The organism is Streptomyces sp. NPDC058534, from assembly GCF_042717365.1.
In the GTDB taxonomy this organism is placed as follows: Bacteria; Actinomycetota; Actinomycetes; order Streptomycetales; family Streptomycetaceae; genus Streptomyces.
The window spans coordinates 92,047-109,883 of record NZ_JBHXNW010000021.1 but is presented as its reverse complement, the minus strand read 5'-3'; the positions used below and the strand labels follow the sequence as shown (position 1 = coordinate 109,883).

Here is a 17,837-nt window from a genome sequence, read left to right as displayed (position 1 = left end):
GCGCGCGCCCCCCCCCCCCCCCCCCGCGCGGGGCCCCGCGCCGCCGGGGGGGGGGCGGGCGCGCGCGGGCGGCCGGCGGTCGGCCCGCCCCCCCCCACCCCCCGGCCCCACGACTCAGCCCCGGTTCAGCTCGAACCAGACCACCTTGCCCGTGCTCAGCCGCGTCGCGCCCCAGCGTCGGGCCAGCCGGTTCACCAGGTACAGTCCGCGCCCGCCCTCGTCGGTGGCGCGCGCCTGCCGCAGCCGGGGCAGTTGGGGCACGTCGTCGCCGACCTCGCAGCGCAGCACGTCCGTGCGCAGCAGCCGCAGGGTGACCGGCCGGGAGGCGTACCGCACGGCGTTGGTCACGACCTCGCTGACGAGCAGCTCCACGGCGTCCGTGAGGTCCTCCATGCCCCAGCGGGCGAGGGCGCGCCGGGCCAGCCGACGGGCCTGGCCGGGCGCCGCGTCCTCCGGCTCCAGGAACCAGTACGCCACGTCGCTGGGCGCGATGCCGTCGAAGCGGGCGGCGAGCAGCGCGATGTCGTCGTCCCGGTCGCCGGGGCCCAGCATGTCGAGGACCTCGTCGCACAGGGCTTCCAGGGGCGGCGGATGGTCCGGGCCGGTGAGCTGCGCGGTCGCCGCGAGGCGCTCCCGCAGCTGCTCTATGCCGGTCCACACGTCCCGCAGCCGGGACTCGACCAGCCCGTCCGTGTAGAGGAGCAGGGTCGCGCCGGCGGGGGCGTCCAGCTCCACGGCCTCGAAGTCCACGCCGCCCACGCCGATCGGGGCACCGGCCGGTACCCGCAGCACCTCGGCGTGGCCGCCCAGGTGCAGGAGCACGGGCGGCGGATGCCCGGCGTTGGCGACGGTGATGCGGTGCGATACCGGGTCGTACACCGCGTAGAGGCAGGTCGCCATGCGGTCGGTGCCCAGGCGCTGGGCCTGCTCGTCGAGGTGGTGCAGCACCTCCTGCGGGGGCAGGTCGAGCCCGGCCAGGGTCTGCGCCGTGGTCCGCAGCTGGCCCATGATGGCCGCCGATGTCATGGAGTGGCCCATCACGTCCCCGACGACCAGGGCGACCCGGCTGCCGGGCAGCGGGATGGCGTCGTACCAGTCGCCGCCGACCCGCGCGGTCTCGGCGGCCGGGAGGTAGCGGGAGGCCAGCCGTACGCCGGTGCAGCGCGGCAGGTTCTCCGGGAGCATCGTGCGCTGCAGCTCGTCGGCGATGTACGCCTCACGCCCGTACAGCACCGCCTTGTCGATGCCGAGGGCGCTGTGCGTGGCGAGCTGCGCGGCGACCAGCAGGTCGTCGGCCTCGAAGGCGACGCGCTCCGGGCCGCGCAGGAACAGCGCGGCGCCGATCACCCGGCGCCGGCCGCGCAGCGGCGCGAGGATCGCCCGGCGGCCGTCGGGCACGGCGAACTCGCGTCCGTCGCCGAGCAGTTCCGGCAGCGCGGCGCTGGCGGCCGGAGTGTCCGTGAAGACCGGACGGACCCCGCGCAGCACCTCGGCGAGCGCGCTGCCCGGCCGCACCTCGCACAGCTCGGAGCCGACCGCCTCCAGCTCGGAGGGTTCCGGCTGGGCGGCCGGGATGAAGCCGCCCTCGGTGTCCCGCTCGGCCGGTATCCGGTCGGTGCGCCGCAGCCGCAGCACCAGCGGGCCGGTGGGGCGCTCGTCCCCGACCGGCAGCGGCTCGCGCAGGTAGACGAGGATCGCGTCGGCGAACGTCGGCACGGTGGCCCGGCACAGGCCCATCACGATCTCGTCCAGGTCCATGCCCCGGGCGATCCGCCGGGTCGCGGCTCCCACGAACCGCAGCCGGTCCCCGTCACGCCGCATCGGCGTGGGCTGCCCGGGCGCGGTGGGCTGCCCGGTCCGCCGCTCCGGCTCCGGCACGGTCCGCCGCTCCGGCTCCGGCACGGCCCGGCGGTCCGGACCGGCCGGCGCCGCGGGCCCGGACGGCACGCCGCCCGGCTGCACCGGGACGCCCTCGGCCGCGGGACGCGGGCGGTGCGTGTCGGGCTCGGCGGCCTGCTCGGCGCCCGGCTGGGCGTGTTCGAAGGCGCCGGGGGAGTCGGTGCCCGCGGTGGGCGGTGTCTCTCCCGCGCGTCCCTGTGCCGGTAACGCGGACCCGGAGGCGCGCGGCTCCACGGGGGTACGCGTGAGCGCCCCGCGGGGGTCCGTGGGGTCGGCGCCCGTCAGGGGGCGGTCGAAGGAGGTCGGGTGCTCCGTCACGCGTGTCGAATCCATCCGTCCGGGACTGCGCGCGGCGCGTGCAGTTCGTCCCGCAGAAAACCCGATACCCGGAATACGTGCCCGAGGAACCGGGTTCCCGCGTGGTCAGAGGCTGTTGCTGTGTCACCGGCGGGCCTTCCGCTGCCCGTCTCCGTGTTGCCCTCGTACCCCTCGCTCACGTCCTGCCGCCCCTCGGTGACGATCGGTCAAGCACAGCGCACGCTCCGCCGGTTGCCGTTGCCGCGCTCCCTTGCGGAGGACGATCCTACGTTTGTTGCCCGGGGGCACTTCAAGGGTCTCATGAGGACACGTGCGCGGGCGTGCGATCCCAGTCCCCCGGCAGCGACGGTACCGCCCACCCCGGATCGGGGCGCCAGTCCTCCCAGCCGTCGGCGAACGGCGAGCCCCAGGCGCGGATCTCCGCGACCGCGGCGCGGCCCGCCGTCCGCACCCGCTCGGCCTCCCCGGCGTCCATCAGCCGGTCCCGCCGGGCCTGCGCGAACTCGTCCTCGTCCCGCCAGTACCAGGTGCGGTCCGGGTGGACGGAGATGTCCAGGAAGTGGTCCTCGGAGTCGACGCCGCCCTCCCAACGGGTCAGCGGCTCCTCCAGGTTCACGTACCAGTTCTTGAACCGCCAGCCCGGATCCCAGAACAGCCACACCGACCAGGGCTCGCCGGGCCGCGCCAGCTTCAGCACACCGGTGCCGAACCACCGGTCGCGCTGCACGGTGCGCGGCTTGGTGTAGCGCGAGGCCAGCGGTTCCAGGTGCACGGGCGTACCGTCGGCGAGCACCGGCTTCACGCACTCGGTGCCGGGCGCCAGCCACACCGCGAGCAGGTCGGCGTCGTCCCGTACGACGGTGACGGGGCGCGCGATGTGGAAGCGCGGGCCGCCGTTCTCCCGGTACCGCCACAGGAGGTGACTCCCGGGCGCCCAGAACTCCGCCGGGGCCGCCGCACCGCCCGCCTCCGTGGCCTCGCTCACCGCTTCACCGTCTGCCATGGACAGATATTAGGTGCCGTGGCCACCCGGCGCGCCGGTGATCGCGAGAGCGTCCGCCTTCACGACGGCGGTCGCGTCACGGACGGGTCATCCGCAGCACGTCCAGCGCCTCGTCCAGCTGCTCGCCGGTGAGGTCGCCGCGCTCGACGTACCCGCCCTCCAGGACGACCTGACGGATCGTCTTCCGCTCGGCCAGCGCCTTCTTCGCGACCTTCGCCGCCTCCTCGTACCCGATGTACTTGTTGAGCGGCGTGACCACGGAGGGCGACGACTCGGCGTACTCGCGCGCCCGGTCCCGGTGGGCGGTGATGCCGTCGACGGTCCGGTCGGCGAGCAGCCGCGAGACGTTGGCGAGCAGCCGCACCGACTCCAGTACGTTCTTGGCGATGACCGGCAGCATGACGTTCAGCTCGAAGTTGCCGGCCGCGCCCGCCGCCGCGACGGTCGCGTCGTTGCCGGTGACCTGGGCGGCGACCATGAGGACGGCCTCGGGGATCACGGGGTTGACCTTGCCGGGCATGATGGACGAACCCGGCTGGAGGTCGGGCAGGGAGATCTCCGCCAGCCCGGTGCGCGGCCCGGACGCCATCCAGCGCAGGTCGTTCGCGATCTTCGTCAGCCCGACGCCGATGGTCCGCAGCTGTCCGCTCGTCTCGACGATGCCGTCCCGGGCGCCCTGCGCCTCGAAGTGGTCGCGCGCCTCCGTCAGCGGCAGCCCGGTCGCGCGGGCCACCTCCTCGATGACGGCGGCGGAGAAGCCGGGCGGGGTGTTGATGCCGGTGCCGACGGCGGTGCCGCCCAGCGGCAGCTCGGCGAGGCGGGGGAGCGAGGCGTTCAGCCGCTCGACGCCGTACCGCACCTGCGCCGCGTACCCGCCGAACTCCTGCCCCAGGGTGACCGGCGTCGCGTCCATCAGGTGCGTACGCCCGGACTTCACCACGTCGGCGAACTCCGCGGCCTTGCGCTCCAGGGCGCCCGCGAGGTGGTCGAGGGCCGGGATCAGGTCGCGGGTGACGGCGGCGGTGGCGGCGATGTGGATCGAGGACGGGAAGACGTCGTTGGACGACTGGGAGGCGTTGACGTGGTCGTTGGGGTGCACGTCGCGGCCGAGGCGCTCGGTGGCCAGGGTGGCGAGGACCTCGTTGGTGTTCATGTTGGACGAGGTGCCGGACCCCGTCTGGAACACGTCCACGGGGAAGTGCTCGTCCCACCTCCCCTCGGCGACCTCACCGGCCGCCTCCTGGATCGCGGCGGCGACGTCCTTGTCCAGGACCCCCAGCTCGGCGTTGACCTTCGCCGCCGCGCCCTTGATCCGGGCCAGCGCCTCGATGTGGGCGCGCTCGATGCGCTGACCGGAGACGGGGAAGTTCTCGACGGCACGCTGCGTCTGCGCCCGCCACTTGGCGTCCACGGGGACGCGGACCTCGCCCATGGAGTCGTGCTCGATGCGGTAGTCGCTCATACCGGATACAGCGTGCGGGGCGGTGCGGATGTTCCGGCACCGCCCCCGACCGGCCTCATCGGCCCTGTTGGTGACCGAGCTACGCCAGCCCCGGCCCCCGTACCGGAATCGACGTGAACGTCGGTGCCGGCGCCGGGTCCTGGAAGAAGTCGTTGCCCTTGTCGTCCACCACGACGAACGCCGGGAAGTCCTCCACCTCGATCTTCCAGACCGCCTCCATGCCGAGCTCCTCGTACTCGACGACCTCGACCTTCTTGATGCAGTCCTGCGCGAGCCGCGCGGCCGGCCCGCCGATGGAGCCGAGGTAGAAGCCGCCGTGCGCGTCGCACGCGTCCGTGACCTGCTTGCTCCGGTTGCCCTTGGCGAGCATCACCTTGGAGCCGCCCGCCGCCTGGAACTGCTCCACGTAGGAGTCCATGCGCCCGGCGGTGGTCGGACCGAAGGAGCCGGAGGCGTAGCCCTCGGGAGTCTTCGCCGGACCCGCGTAGTACACCGGGTGGTCCTTCAGGTACTGCGGCATCTCCTCGCCCGCGTCCAGCCGCTCCTTGATCTTGGCGTGCGCGATGTCGCGGGCCACGACCAGGGGACCCGTCAGGGACAGCCGGGTCTTGACCGGATGACGGGTCAGCTCGGCGAGGATGTCGTCCATCGGCTGGTTGAGGTCGACCTTGACGACGTCCCCCGCCTCGTCCAGCTGTGCGTCCGTCGTCTCCGGCAGGAACCGCGCGGGGTCGGTCTCCAGCTGCTCCAGGAAGACGCCCTCGGCGGTGATCTTCGCGACCGCCTGCCGGTCGGCGGAGCAGGACACGGCGATCGCGACGGGGCACGAGGCGCCGTGCCGCGGCAGCCGCACCACGCGCACGTCGTGGCAGAAGTACTTGCCGCCGAACTGCGCGCCGATGCCGATCTTCTGCGTCAGCTCGAAGACCTTCTCCTCCAGGTCCTTGTCCCGGAAACCGTGCCCGAGCGCCGATCCCTCGGCGGGGATCTCGTCCAGGTAGTGCGCGGAGGCGTACTTCGCGGTCTTCAGCGCGTACTCGGCCGACGTGCCGCCGACGACGATCGCCAGGTGGTACGGCGGGCAGGCGGCCGTACCGAGCGAGCGGATCTTCTCCTCCAGGAACTTCATCATGGAGGACTCGTTGAGGACGGCCTTCGTCTCCTGGTAGAGGAACGACTTGTTGGCCGACCCGCCGCCCTTCGCCATGAACAGGAACTTGTAGGCGCCGCCGTCGGTCGCGTACAGCTCGATCTGGGCCGGGAGGTTGGAGCCGGTGTTCTTCTCCTCCCACATGGTGAGCGGAGCCATCTGCGAGTAGCGCAGGTTCAGGTTCTTGTAGGCGTCGTGGATGCCGCGGCTGAGGGCCTCCTCGTCGCCGCCCGACGTGAGCACGTTCTGCCCGCGCTTGCCCATGACGATGGCCGTGCCGGTGTCCTGGCACATGGGCAGCACGCCCGCCGCCGCGATGTTCGCGTTCTTCAGCAGGTCCAGCGCCACGAACTTGTCGTTGCCCGACGCCTCGGGGTCGTCGACGATGCGGCGCAGCTGCGCGAGGTGGGCGGGGCGCAGGTAGTGCTGGATGTCGTGGATGGCCTCCTCGGCCAGCTTGCGCAGCGCCTCGGGCTCCACCTTGAGGAAGGTCCGCCCGTCGGCCTCGAAGGTGGAGACACCCTCGGAGGTCACCAGTCGGTACGGAGTGGTGTCCGCACCCTGGGGAAGCAGATCGGTGTACGCGAACTCAGGCATCTCGCCCATTCCTCACTCGACATCACGCGCGGCTGGATTCCTCAGCAACGACGGCTGGCCTCCATTGGCAGCGCCAACCAGCGTAGAACCTGCCCGCGGCGCCGAGCTTGTGAGGTAAGGCTCAGTAAGGCGCATGGAAGCCGAGGCCGGGCGGCGACAAGGTTGTCCACAGGGGTAGTCGCGATCTATCGCGTTTCGGTACGCTGCTGCCGTGGACCTTCTGAAGCACGCCCAGCCCGCACCGCGCACCTCCGAGCTGCGCGCCTCGGACGCCGACCGTGACCGCGTCGCCGACATGCTCCGCGACGCCCTCGTCGAGGGGCGGCTCACCGCCGACGAGCACGCCGAGCGGGTCGAGGGCGTGCTGGCCGCCAAGACGGTCGGCGAGCTGGACGTCTTCGTGCGCGACCTGCCCGCCGCGCACCACGGCAGGCCGCCCGCCGCTCCGGCCCCCAACCGGCCCACGGCCGGCGCCATCCCCCCGGACCCCGACGAGAACGTGGTGGCGGTGTTCAGCAGCGCCGTCCGCAAGGGCCGCTGGCGGGCGAGCCGCCGTATCCACGCGTACGCGGTCTTCGGCAGCGTCGAGATAGACCTCAGCGAGGCCGTCTTCGAGTACCAGCAGGTCGTGATCAAGGCGTTCTCCGTCTTCGGCAGCGTCGAGGTCCGCGTCCCGGAGAACGTGTCGTTGCGCGGCACGGGCGGCGGCGTGCTCGGCAATTTCGAGGTGCACACCCTCGACTCCGACGAGCCCGAGGCCCCCGTCGTCTACGTGGACGGCTGGGCCGTGCTGGGCCATGTGGAGGCGCGTCCGAAGCGCGGCAAGGTCGTCGCGGACCTCCTGGACCGGGTGCACCGCAGAGTCGAGAAGGGTTTGCGCAAGCATCTCTAGCGCACCGTCGGCAGCCGTTGGGAACCCAGTGCATAGGCACGCGCACAACGGGTAAGCCTTGACGCATCGTCTCTCGCTCGCGAAGCCGTCGTCAGGAGTAGACCGTGCTGCAACCGCCGCATTCGTCCCTGCAGGTAGCTGCCGTTCCGGCCCAGCGGGTGCCGGTGCGGGACAGGGACCAAGACGCTCCGTGGCACACCGAGGCGGTGTGCCGGCGCGACGAGGCCGGACTGTTCTTCGCCCCCTCCAAGGAACCGACCGCCGCCCGGCTCTCCCGCGAGGAGGCCGCCAAGCGCGTCTGCGCCCGCTGTCCGGTCATGGTCGAGTGCCGCGAGCACGCCCTCCTCCAGCCCGAGCCCTACGGCGTCTGGGGCGGCCTCACCGCCGCCGAACGCCGCGTGGTCCTGGCCAGGCGCCGCCGCCGCGAGGCCGAACTGAAGAAAACCCCGCGCACGCCAGCGCCCCGCATAGCCGCGGCGGGTTAGTAGACACCGACGCGACGAAGGGCGCCCCTCCGTACAAGGGGCGCCCTTTGTCATGCCGTGGGGGCAGTTGGCTCAGGGGCGCGGGGCGCTGACGATGTGCGGCTCCGCCGCGTGGGCGCGACCAGCCACGACGCACCCGCACCCGCCAATCACCAGGCACCCCCACCTCAATAGGCGCCCCGCACAACCGACAGAGTCACTTCGCCCGGTCGAAATCCACCGCACTGTACGCCCGCAGCTTGCTCAGCCGATGCTCGGAATCGATCCTCCGCACCGTGCCCGACTTCGACCGCATCACGATCGAGTCGGTCGTCGCCGTCTCCGACCGGTACCGCACCCCGCGCAGCAGCTCACCGTCGGTGATGCCGGTCGCGACGAAGAAGACGTTGTCCCCGGAGATCAGGTCGTCGGTGGTCAGGACGCGGTCCAGGTCGTGCCCGGCACTGATCGCGCGCTGCCGCTCCTCGTCGTCCTTCGGCCACAGCTTGCCCTGGATGGTGCCGCCCAGGCACTTCACCGCGCAGGCCGAGATGATGCCCTCGGGGGTGCCGCCGACACCGAGCAGCAGGTCGATGCCGGTGCCCTCGCGCAGCGCCAGGATGGAGCCGGCCACGTCGCCGTCGGAGATCAGCTTGATGCGGGCGCCGGTCTCCCGGACCGCCTTGATCAGGCCCTGGTGGCGGGGCCGGTCGAGGATGACGACGGTGACGTCCTCGGGGGTGCGCCGCTTGGCCTTGGCGATCCGGCGGATGTTCACGGACACGGGCGCGTTGATGTCGACGAAGTCGGCGGCATCCGGGCCGGTGACCAGCTTGTCCATGTAGAAGACGGCGGACGGGTCGAACATGGAGCCGCGCTCGGCGGCGGCCAGCACCGCGATGGCGTTGGTCATGCCGTTGGCGGTCAGCGTGGTGCCGTCGATCGGGTCGACGGCGATGTCGACCTCGGCGCCGGTCCCGTCGCCGACCCGCTCCCCGTTGAAGAGCATCGGGGCCTCGTCCTTCTCGCCCTCACCGATGACGACGACGCCGTTCATCGAGACGGTGTGGACGAGGGTCCGCATGGCACGCACGGCGGCACCGTCGGCGCCGTTCTTGTCACCGCGCCCGACCCAGCGGCCGGCGGCCATCGCCGCGGCCTCGGTGACCCGCACCAGTTCCATGGCGAGGTTGCGGTCGGGGGCCTCTGAGGGGACGTCCAGCTCGGACGGCAGATGATGCTCGGTCATCGGAGCGCACCTTTCTGATACGACGACGGCCGGATGAGGGTATGGCCATGACTCTATCGTCAGTCCGACAAAATGAGCAGGGGACCCCACGTTTGAGCGGATCAGGCACCTGCGACGATAGGGGGCGTGGCAGGTATGAAAGGCAAGCAGAAGTCGGCCCGGGACATGATCCTCTCCCTCGGGCTCATCGTCCTCGCGGCGGGCGTGATCTGGATCTTCATTCCGCACGACGACGGCGAACCGGACGTCAAGCGGGTCGACTACCGGGTGGAGCTGCTGACCGCGCAGCGTGCCGCGACGTACCCGGTGGCGGCGCCCGAGGGCCTGTCCGAGGACTGGAAGCCGACCTCCGTCCGCTTCCAGGGCGCCGACTTCGACGCCTGGCACCTGGGCTTCCGCGCCCCGGACGGCGAGTACGTGGCGATCGAGCAGTCCACGAAGAAGCCCGCCTCGTTCATCGAGGACGCCAGCCAGGGGGCGCGGGCCACCGAGCGGACCGAGGAGATCGGTGGCCGCACGTGGACCCGGTACACGGGTGGCCGGTACGACGCGCTGGTGCTGGAGGGTGACTCCGGCATGAAGGGCGCGACGACGGTCGTGGCCGGCACCGGGTCGTTCGAGCAGCTGGGCAAGATGGCGGCGGCACTGAAGCTGGCGTGAGCCGCGGCCTACGCCGCGAAGCCCCCGGCAGGGGCCGGGGGCTTCGTCATGCGCGTCGCGCCGCGGTCGTTCCGCGGTCGTTCCGCGGGGCTCAGACCGTCGTGACGACCTGGTCGTACGCGAGGCGCGGGGAGCGCGGGAACCAGGCGTCCGGGCCCGGACGGCCGATGTTGACGACCATCATCGGGGTGTGGTCGTCGTCCAGGAACTCCTTGCGGATGCCCTCGAAGTCCAGGCCGGTCATGGGACCGGCGGCCAGGCCGGCGGCGCGGACGCCGACGATGAAGTACGCGGCCTGGAGGGCGGAGTTCAGCAGGGCGGCGCCCTCACGCGCCGGGCGCTCGCTGAAGAAGGCGTCCTTCGCCTGCGGGAAGTGCGGGAAGAGGTGCGGCAGCTCGTCGTGGAACTCGTTGTCCGCCGAGAGGATCGCGACCAGCGGGGCGGTGGCCGTCTTGGGCCGGTTGCCCTCGGCCATGTGCTGGACGAGACGCTCGCGGGCCTCGGTGGAGCGGACCAGCGTGATGCGCAGCGGGGACTGGTTGAAGGCGGTCGGGCCGTACTTGACCAGGTCGTAGATCGCCTGCACCTGCTCGTCGGTCACCGGCTCGTCGGTGAAGGTGTTCGCGGTGCGGGCCTCGCGGAACAGCAGGTCCTGGGCGGCGGGGTCAAGAACGAGAGACATACGTGATCTTCCTCGGTGGTGCGTCGGCTCCACGCCGGTCGGACGCCGGAGCCGTTTACTGCGACGACGGTACGGCAGAGAAGTTCAAGGTTCAACCAAAAGAGGAGTGCGGTGATCCGCTTCACATCGTCGGTGAAGGGGTGGAGTGTCGCGGATCACACCGCGCCGGCGGTTGCTTGTCGCGGCCAGGCACATGGAGCTGGTCGGCTGGCTCAAGACCGAGCACGGCCTGGGCCACGGGCACGCGAACGCGCTGGTCGCCCACACCCTCGCGGAGGACACGGCGAAGGAGGGCTAGAGGATCTCGCCCTCCTCGTCCTCTGTGCCCGCCTCCTCGGCCAGCGCCGCGTCCAGGCGGGCCCGGGCGCCGTCCAGCCGGCGGCGGCACACCTTCGCCAGCTCCTCGCCCCGCTCCCACAGGGCGAGGGACTCCTCCAGCGTCGTACCGCCGGCCTCCAGCCGCCGGACGACCTCGATCAGCTCGTCCCGCGCCTGCTCGTACCCGAGCGCCTCGGACATGGCCGTCGGCTGCTCCACCTCGCTGGTCATCCACCCACCCTATGCGTCGACTCGTACGGAGAAATCGCCCTCGGCGACACGTGCTCGCAGCGTCTCACCGGGCTCCACCTCGCCGGGGTCCCGGACGGCGTGCCCGTCGGCCCGCTGGAGCACGGCGTACCCCCGCTTGAGGGTCGCGGCGGGGGAGAGGGCCACCACGCGCGCGTGCGTGTGCGTCAGCTCGGAGTCGGCCCGGTCGAGGTGGTGCCGCAACGAGCGGCGGCCCCGGTCCAGCTGGGCGGTCACCTGCTCGGCCCGCTCGTCGATCATCCGGTGCGGATCCTGTATCGACGGCCGGGCCAGCGCGTGGGCCAGCCCCCGCTCCTCGCGGTCCACGTAGGCCGCCACGCACCGCCGCGCACGGTCCCGCAGCAGCCGCACCCGCTCGTACTCCTCGCCGACGTCCGGCACGACCTTCTTCGCGGCGTCGGTCGGCGTGGAGGCGCGCAGGTCGGCGACGTGGTCGAGGAGCGGATTGTCCGGTTCGTGCCCGATCGCGGAGACGACCGGCGTACGGCACGCGGCGACCGTGCGCACCAGCTGTTCGTCGGAGAACGCCAGCAGGTCCTCGACGCTGCCACCACCCCGCGCGACGACGATCACGTCCACGTCGTCCCGCGCGTCCAGCTCCTTCACCGCCTGCACCACCTGCGGCACGGCGTGCACGCCCTGCACGGGGACGTTGCGCACCTCGAAGCGGACGGCGGGCCAGCGGTGCCGGGCGTTCTCCAGGACGTCCCGCTCGGCCGCCGAGGCCCGGCCGCAGACCAGGCCGATCAACTGCGGCAGGAACGGCAGCGGCTTCTTCCGCTCCGGCGCGAAGAGCCCCTCCCGCGCGAGCGCCTTCTTCAGCTGCTCCAGCCGCGCCAGCAGCTCCCCGACACCCACGGGCTTGATCTCGGCTGCCCGCAGCGACAGCTGCCCGCGCGGCGCGTACCACTCCGGCTTGGCGTGCACGACCACCCGGGCACCCTCGCCGACCACGTCCGCCACCGCGTCGAACACCTGCCGGTAGCAGGTGACGCTCACGGAGATGTCGTACGAGGGGTCGCGCAGCGTCAGGAACACGACCCCCGCGCCCGGCCGCCGCGACAACTGCGTGATCTGTCCCTCGATCCAGACCGCGCCGAGCCGGTCGATCCACCCCCCGATCAGCCGTGACACCTCACCCACGGGCAGCGGGCTTTCGGGAGTCGAGTTAACAGCCATGCGCTTGAGCGTAACGGCCGGGTACGACAACCCGGCGGGGCTCGCGCGGCTGGGGTCGGCGGTGCGGGAAACCTCTGCCCCGACCCGATCCGACCCGACCCGAGCCGCGGCCCGTCACGCCCCGTCCGCGCGCCGCCCGCGTGCCTGCGCCGCCAGCACCACCAAACCCACCGCCAGCCAGATCGCCCCGACGACCTGCGCGCTCCCCGACGCCTCCACGATCACCGTGATCGTGATCGCCGCGCCCAGGACCGGCACCACCAGATGCTTCCACCAGTTCACCGGGGCGTCCCCGCGCCGGACCACGAACCAGCCCACCACGCTCGCGTGCAGCAGCGTGAACGCGGTCAGCGCGCCGACGTCGACCACCGAGACCAGGTGGTCGAGGCCGTCGTCCCGGCGGGCCGCCCACACCGCCGCCACCATCGTGATCACCGCCGAGACCAGCAGTGCCACGCGCGGCACCCCGGAATCCGTCCGCGACAACACCCCCGGCAGCCGCCGGTCGCGGCCCATCGCGAACAGCAGCCGCCCGGCCGCCGCCTGCCCGGCCAGCGCCGCGAACGCCGCGCCGATCGCCTTGCTGACCGCGACCAGGTCGTGCAGCCACGTGCCCACCGACGCGTCCACGGCGTCGTAGAAGGCCGACCCCTGCCGCTCGGGCTCCGCCGCCAGCTGCGCCGACGACACCGGCTCAAGCAGCGCCACCAGATACGTCTGCGCCACGAACAGCACACCCGCCAGCGCCAGGCAGAACAGCAGCGCCCGCGCGACCTTCGCCGACCCGCCCGCCCGTCTCCCACCACCGCCCTTCCAACGAGCTTCGCGCCCCTCTTGATCGACCTCCTCCGCGAACGTCGCGATCGCGTCGAAGCCCAGGTACGACAGCACCGCCACCGACACCGCCCCGACCACCGCCGACAGCGCGAACGCCCCCTGCGTGCCGTCCCCGGACAGCGGCGACAGCCAGTCCCGCTCGGCCCCGTCCCGCGCCAGGACCACGATCGCCGCCACCACGAACACCACCAGGACCACGATCTCCATGGCGAGCACCAGGAAGCCCACGCGCGCCGCCGCCCGCACCCCCCACAGGTTCAGCAGCGTCGTGACGACCACCGCGATCGCCGTCCACACCCACCGGGAGACCTCCGGAATCAGCGCCTCCATCGCGATCCCCGAGAACAGGTACGCCACCGCCGGGATCAGGACGTAGTCCAGCATCGCCATCCAGCCCGCGATGAACCCCGCCCCGTTACCGAGCCCCACGCGCGCGTACGCGAACACCGACCCGGCCTGGGGGACCACCCGCACCATCTGCGCGTAGCTGAAAGCGGTGAACGCCATCGCGATCGTGGCGACGACGTACACGAGCGCCACCGCGCCGTGCGACTTGGCGTCCAGCGTGCCGAACACTCCGACCGGTGCCATGGGCGCGATGAACAGCAGGCCGTAGACGACCAGGTCCCTGAAGCCCAGACTGCGCCGCAGCTGGTGTTCCTCACCGGCCCCTGGGGCCGTCGTACCGGTCTCCGACATCGTGCCTCCGCCAGCGCCTCGGACTCCGTCTCGGACCCCGCCGCGAACTCCGCCTCGGAACGTTCCCGCCAGTCTCCCCGGCAACGCCGTACCCACGCGATCTCTGACCCGCCGAACGCGGCCTTACGATGGGTGCCATGACTGCTTCGCCTGGCCGCCGTGTCCTGCTCGCCGCCCCCCGTGGCTACTGCGCGGGTGTGGACCGCGCCGTGATCGCCGTCGAGAAAGCCCTGGAGCAGTACGGGGCTCCGGTGTACGTCCGGCACGAGATCGTTCACAACAAGTACGTCGTCCAGACCCTGGAGAAGAAGGGCGCCATCTTCGTCGAGCAGACGGAGGAGGTCCCCCCGGGGAACATCGTCATGTTCTCCGCACACGGCGTGGCCCCCGTCGTCCACCAGGAGGCCGAGCGCGGCCGGCTCGCCACCATCGACGCCACCTGCCCGCTCGTCACCAAGGTGCACAAGGAAGCCGTCCGCTTCGCCGACGACGACTACGACATCCTCCTGATCGGCCACGAGGGCCACGAGGAGGTCATCGGCACCTCCGGCGAGGCCCCCGACCACATCCAGCTCGTCGACGGCCCCGAGGACGTCGCGAAGGTCGAGGTCCGCGACCCGTCCAAGGTGGTGTGGCTCTCCCAGACGACCCTCTCCGTCGACGAGACCATGGAGACCGTCGACGCGCTCAAGGACAAGTTCCCGCAGCTCATCTCCCCGCCCAGCGACGACATCTGCTACGCCACGCAGAACCGCCAGCTCGCGGTCAAGCAGATGGGCGCCGAGGCCGACCTGGTGATCGTCGTCGGCTCGCGCAACTCCTCCAACTCCAAGCGGCTCGTCGAGGTCGCCAAGCAGGCGGGCGCCCGCGACGCGTACCTCGTGGACTTCGCCGACGAGATCGACGCGGCCTGGCTGGAGGGCGTGACCACGGTCGGCGTCACTTCCGGCGCGTCCGTCCCGGACGTCCTGGTCGAGCAGGTCCTGGAGTGGCTGTCGCCGCACGGCTTCGAGGACGTGGAGATCGTCAAGGCCGCCGAGGAGTCGATCATCTTCTCGCTGCCCAAGGAGCTCCGCCGCGACCTGCGCGAGGAGGCCGCGACCCTGGTGGAGGGGCGGGGCGGCTCGGGTACGGCCGGGGCGTGACCGTCAGTCGCAGGCCGTAACGTGGTGCCATGCAGATCTTCGGCGTGGACATCGGCGGATCCGGGATCAAGGGCGCCCCTGTGGACCTCGACAGGGGCGACCTGGCCCAGGAGCGCTGCAAGGTACTGACTCCGCAACCGGCCGACCCCGACGGCGTGGCCGACGGGGTCAAGGAGGTCGTCGAGCACTTCGGCTGGACCGGACCGGTCGGACTCACCTTCCCGGGCGTGGTGACCGGCGGCGCGATGGTCCGCACCGCGGCCAACGTCGACAAGAGCTGGGTCGACACGGACGCGCGGAGCCTGTTCGCGGAGCGGCTGGGCGGGCTGGACGTGACGGTCGTCAACGACGCGGACGCGGCGGGCGTCGCCGAGCTGAACTTCGGCGCCGGCCGCGGCCGGCAGGGCACGGTCATCCTGCTCACCTTCGGCACGGGCATCGGCAGCGCCGTCTTCCACGGCGGCGTCCTCGTCCCCAACACCGAGCTGGGGCACCTGGAGCTGGACGGCCACGACGCGGAGAAGCGCGCCTCCAGCAAGGTCAAGGAGGACCACGACATGTCGTGGGAGCACTGGGCCCACCGCGTGCGGAAGTACCTCGCCCACGTCGAGATGCTGTTCTCGCCCGAGCTGTTCATCATCGGCGGCGGGGTCAGCCGCAAGTCACAGAAGTTCCTGCACTACATCGAGGGCATCCAGGCGGAGATCGTCCCCGCGCAGCTCCAGAACAACGCGGGAATCGTCGGGGCGGCGATGCACGCCTCCGGCTGACGACGGCCCTCGCACCGTCCGCCGCATGTCACACCGGCGGACGGTTCCGGGCGGCGGCGGCCCGCCGGCGCATCAGCCGGACCCTGCGGACGATCACCGTCGACCCCGCGACCAGCGTCCCGCCGTACAGCCACCCGGCCTCGGTGGCCAGCGCGGTCACGATCCCCATCAGGCGCCCCCCGAGGCCGCCGTCCCCGCTCTCGGCCACGGTCACCAGCCCCACCGCGAAGGCGATCGGCACGACGACGGGAGCGGTCAGCAGGTCGCCCCGGCGCACCCAGACCGCGGTGAGCAGACACACCGGCACGAACAGCACGCCGTAGACGGTCAGGGACGCCCCGAACAGCAGCGCGTCGAGGTAGCCGAGCACGACCATGACGGCGGCGCAGAACAGACCGCTGCCCAGACCCGTCAGCCGCGGGTTGGGCATCGTGCGCGGGGCGCGCACCTCCCGCGCCGCCGGCGGACCCGGCCGGCCCGCCTGCCGGCCCCTGGCCGCCCGCGCCGGACCGCCGCCCGCCCGCGGTCCCGTCGGCCGCCCGACCGGCCGGGCGGCAGCGGCGCCGCCCCGCCCCTGCGGGGGCAGCGCTGCCCGGCTCTGTCGCGGTCCGTACTGCGCAGGTCGCGTCCTGTGTTGCTCCACTGGACCAACTTAGGTCGGTTTATGTGCCGAATAGGCCGACAGACACGCCGTCGGCCAGACCTTGGCCAAGCGTTCGACACCACGCGGGGGCGGTACCGGCCACCCCGTAGACTGGTGGATCGGCCCCCTGCCTGGCCCGCCCCACCCCCTCCGCATCCTCACGTACGGGAAGTCGCAACGTGTCGCTCACGATCGGAATCGTCGGTCTGCCGAATGTCGGCAAGTCGACCCTGTTCAACGCCCTGACCAAGAACGACGTGCTCGCGGCCAACTACCCGTTCGCCACGATCGAGCCCAACGTCGGCGTCGTGGGCGTCCCGGACCCCCGCCTGACGAAGCTGGCCGCGATCTTCTCTTCGGACAAGGTCCTCCCGGCCACCGTCGACTTCGTGGACATCGCGGGCATCGTGCGCGGCGCCAGCGAGGGCGAGGGCCTGGGCAACAAGTTCCTCGCGAACATCCGTGAGTCCGACGCGATCTGCCAGGTCATCCGCGCCTTCCGGGACGAGAACGTCGTGCACGTCGACGGCAAGGTCTCGCCCAAGGACGACATCGAGACGATCAACACCGAGCTGATCCTCGCCGACCTCCAGACCATCGAGAAGGTCCTCCCGCGCCTCCAGAAGGAGTCCCGGATCAAGAAGGACGTCGCGCCGAAGGTCAAGGCCGTCGAGGAGGCCAAGGAGATCCTGGAGAAGGGCGACACACTCTTCGCCCACGGCATCGTCCAGGGCACCGAGCGCGACGAACTCCTCCACGACCTCCACCTCCTCACGACCAAGCCCTTCCTCTACGTCTTCAACGTCGACGAGGACGAGCTGATCGACGAATCCTTCAAGAACGAGCAGCGCGCCCTGGTCGCCCCCGCAGAGGCGATCTTCCTCAACGCCAAGCTGGAGTCGGACCTCGCCGAGCTGGACGAGGACGAGGCCCTGGAACTCCTCCAGTCCGTCGGCCAGGAGGAACCCGGCCTCGCCACCCTCGCCCACGTCGGCTTCCGCACCCTCGGCCTCCAGACCTACCTGACGGCCGGCCCCAAGGAATCCCGCGCATGGACCATCAAGAAGGGCGCCACGGCCCCCGAGGCCGCGGGAGTCATCCACACCGACTTCCAGAAGGGCTTCATCAAGGCCGAGGTCATCTCCTACGACGACCTGGTCACCACGGGTTCGGTAACGGAGGCCCGCGCGAAGGGCAAGGCGCGGATGGAGGGCAAGGAGTATGTGATGCGGGACGGGGATGTGGTGGAGTTCCGCTTCAACGTGTAGCGGCCGACATAACACCACGTCGCTGATCTGGCAAACGTGCAGGTCATAGAGGGTCCGACTCTTTGGGGTCGGGCCCTTTGCGTTTTCCCGTGCTGGGATGGTGCTGGGATAGCTGACCCCTCGTCACCTGCCGTCATCCCTGGTCATCCGTACCGTGCTGGGATTGTGCTGGGATGTGGATGGGCTGACGGTGCTGGGACTGACCCGGTGCAGAGCCCGACTCGTAGCGTCCAGGGCCGTGGGGATTCCACTGCCCTGGACGCTACGAGTCGGGGGCAGTGGGGATTCCACTGGGACGAGGGCTTTTGCGTCGAGAGGGGCGTGCCCGTTGG

General features: G+C 71.5%; 16 protein-coding genes and 1 pseudogene. 7 read left to right on the top strand and 10 right to left on the bottom strand.

From position 1 onward, the window contains the following. Window positions 1-114: 114 nt before the first annotated feature. The 4 genes from ACFWR9_RS15900 to ACFWR9_RS15885 form a co-directional block, all read right to left on the bottom strand. The gene (locus ACFWR9_RS15900; RefSeq protein WP_383841594.1) at window positions 115-2,232 is read right to left on the bottom strand and encodes a SpoIIE family protein phosphatase; all 2,118 of its coding nucleotides are present in this window, start codon (window positions 2,230-2,232) and stop codon (window positions 115-117) included. A gap of 283 nt (window positions 2,233-2,515) precedes the next feature. After that, window positions 2,516-3,220, bottom strand: a complete 705-nt coding sequence (locus tag ACFWR9_RS15895) for a DUF402 domain-containing protein (protein WP_383841591.1) — start codon at window positions 3,218-3,220, stop codon at window positions 2,516-2,518. A gap of 76 nt (window positions 3,221-3,296) precedes the next feature. Further along, complete coding sequence (locus ACFWR9_RS15890; RefSeq protein WP_383841588.1) at window positions 3,297-4,682, bottom strand: class II fumarate hydratase; 1,386 nt, start codon at window positions 4,680-4,682, stop codon at window positions 3,297-3,299. Window positions 4,683-4,761: 79 nt separating this feature from the next. Beyond that, window positions 4,762-6,429 carry a fumarate hydratase gene (locus tag ACFWR9_RS15885; RefSeq protein WP_383841585.1) on the bottom strand — a complete coding sequence of 556 codons (1,668 nt, stop codon included), beginning with the start codon at window positions 6,427-6,429 and terminating at the stop codon, window positions 4,762-4,764. Between the two features lie 211 nt (window positions 6,430-6,640). Here ACFWR9_RS15885 and ACFWR9_RS15880 point away from each other — a divergent pair, with 211 nt between their 5' ends. After that, a complete protein-coding gene (locus tag ACFWR9_RS15880) occupies window positions 6,641-7,321 on the top strand; it encodes a DUF1707 domain-containing protein (RefSeq protein ID WP_383841582.1) in 681 nt (226 codons plus the stop codon). Between the two features lie 104 nt (window positions 7,322-7,425). After that, entirely contained in the window at window positions 7,426-7,806 is a 381-nt protein-coding gene (locus ACFWR9_RS15875) for a WhiB family transcriptional regulator (protein ID WP_383841579.1), read from the top strand. 196 nt (window positions 7,807-8,002) lie between these two features. Here the strand turns inward: ACFWR9_RS15875 and glpX are convergent, their stop codons facing one another. Continuing rightward, window positions 8,003-9,034, bottom strand: a complete 1,032-nt coding sequence (gene glpX, locus ACFWR9_RS15870; protein WP_383841576.1) for a class II fructose-bisphosphatase — start codon at window positions 9,032-9,034, stop codon at window positions 8,003-8,005. Window positions 9,035-9,160: 126 nt separating this feature from the next. Between glpX and ACFWR9_RS15865 the strand changes: the two genes are divergently transcribed. Further along, a complete protein-coding gene (locus ACFWR9_RS15865) occupies window positions 9,161-9,694 on the top strand; it encodes a DUF4245 domain-containing protein (RefSeq protein ID WP_383841574.1) in 534 nt (177 codons plus the stop codon). Window positions 9,695-9,785: 91 nt separating this feature from the next. Here the strand turns inward: ACFWR9_RS15865 and ACFWR9_RS15860 are convergent, their stop codons facing one another. Further along, window positions 9,786-10,376, bottom strand: a complete 591-nt coding sequence (locus ACFWR9_RS15860; protein ID WP_383841570.1) for a malonic semialdehyde reductase — start codon at window positions 10,374-10,376, stop codon at window positions 9,786-9,788. A gap of 187 nt (window positions 10,377-10,563) precedes the next feature. Between ACFWR9_RS15860 and ACFWR9_RS15855 the strand changes: the two are divergent. Further along, window positions 10,564-10,674 (top strand): annotated as a pseudogene (locus ACFWR9_RS15855) (DUF4287 domain-containing protein); the annotation flags it as partial. Here the strand turns inward: ACFWR9_RS15855 and ACFWR9_RS15850 are convergent. The 3 genes from ACFWR9_RS15850 to ACFWR9_RS15840 form a co-directional block, all read right to left on the bottom strand. Then, the gene (locus ACFWR9_RS15850) at window positions 10,671-10,925 is read right to left on the bottom strand and encodes an exodeoxyribonuclease VII small subunit (RefSeq protein ID WP_383841567.1); all 255 of its coding nucleotides are present in this window, start codon (window positions 10,923-10,925) and stop codon (window positions 10,671-10,673) included. The pseudogene ACFWR9_RS15855 and the gene ACFWR9_RS15850 overlap by 4 nt on opposite strands. Window positions 10,926-10,934: 9 nt before the next feature. Continuing rightward, window positions 10,935-12,143, bottom strand: coding sequence for an exodeoxyribonuclease VII large subunit (gene xseA, locus ACFWR9_RS15845; RefSeq protein WP_383841564.1), 1,209 nt, complete (start codon window positions 12,141-12,143; stop codon window positions 10,935-10,937). A gap of 114 nt (window positions 12,144-12,257) precedes the next feature. Beyond that, the gene (locus ACFWR9_RS15840) at window positions 12,258-13,679 is read right to left on the bottom strand and encodes an APC family permease (protein ID WP_383841561.1); all 1,422 of its coding nucleotides are present in this window, start codon (window positions 13,677-13,679) and stop codon (window positions 12,258-12,260) included. Between the two features lie 128 nt (window positions 13,680-13,807). Here ACFWR9_RS15840 and ACFWR9_RS15835 point away from each other — a divergent pair, with 128 nt between their 5' ends. Both ACFWR9_RS15835 and ppgK read left to right on the top strand, forming a co-directional pair. After that, window positions 13,808-14,824 (top strand): 4-hydroxy-3-methylbut-2-enyl diphosphate reductase, encoded by a 1,017-nt coding sequence (locus ACFWR9_RS15835; protein ID WP_383841558.1) that lies wholly within the window; start codon window positions 13,808-13,810, stop codon window positions 14,822-14,824. 29 nt (window positions 14,825-14,853) lie between these two features. Beyond that, window positions 14,854-15,594: a polyphosphate--glucose phosphotransferase gene (gene ppgK / locus ACFWR9_RS15830; protein WP_383841555.1), complete on the top strand. Its 741-nt coding sequence runs from the start codon at window positions 14,854-14,856 to the stop codon at window positions 15,592-15,594. 28 nt (window positions 15,595-15,622) lie between these two features. On the opposite strand, the gene ACFWR9_RS15825 is transcribed toward ppgK, so the two are convergent. Next, window positions 15,623-16,237, bottom strand: coding sequence for a DUF6542 domain-containing protein (locus ACFWR9_RS15825; RefSeq protein WP_383841552.1), 615 nt, complete (start codon window positions 16,235-16,237; stop codon window positions 15,623-15,625). 179 nt (window positions 16,238-16,416) lie between these two features. On the opposite strand from ACFWR9_RS15825, the gene ychF reads away from it, so the two are divergent. Continuing rightward, complete coding sequence (gene ychF / locus ACFWR9_RS15820) at window positions 16,417-17,505, top strand: redox-regulated ATPase YchF (RefSeq protein WP_383841549.1); 1,089 nt, start codon at window positions 16,417-16,419, stop codon at window positions 17,503-17,505. Window positions 17,506-17,837: the final 332 nt, after the last annotated feature.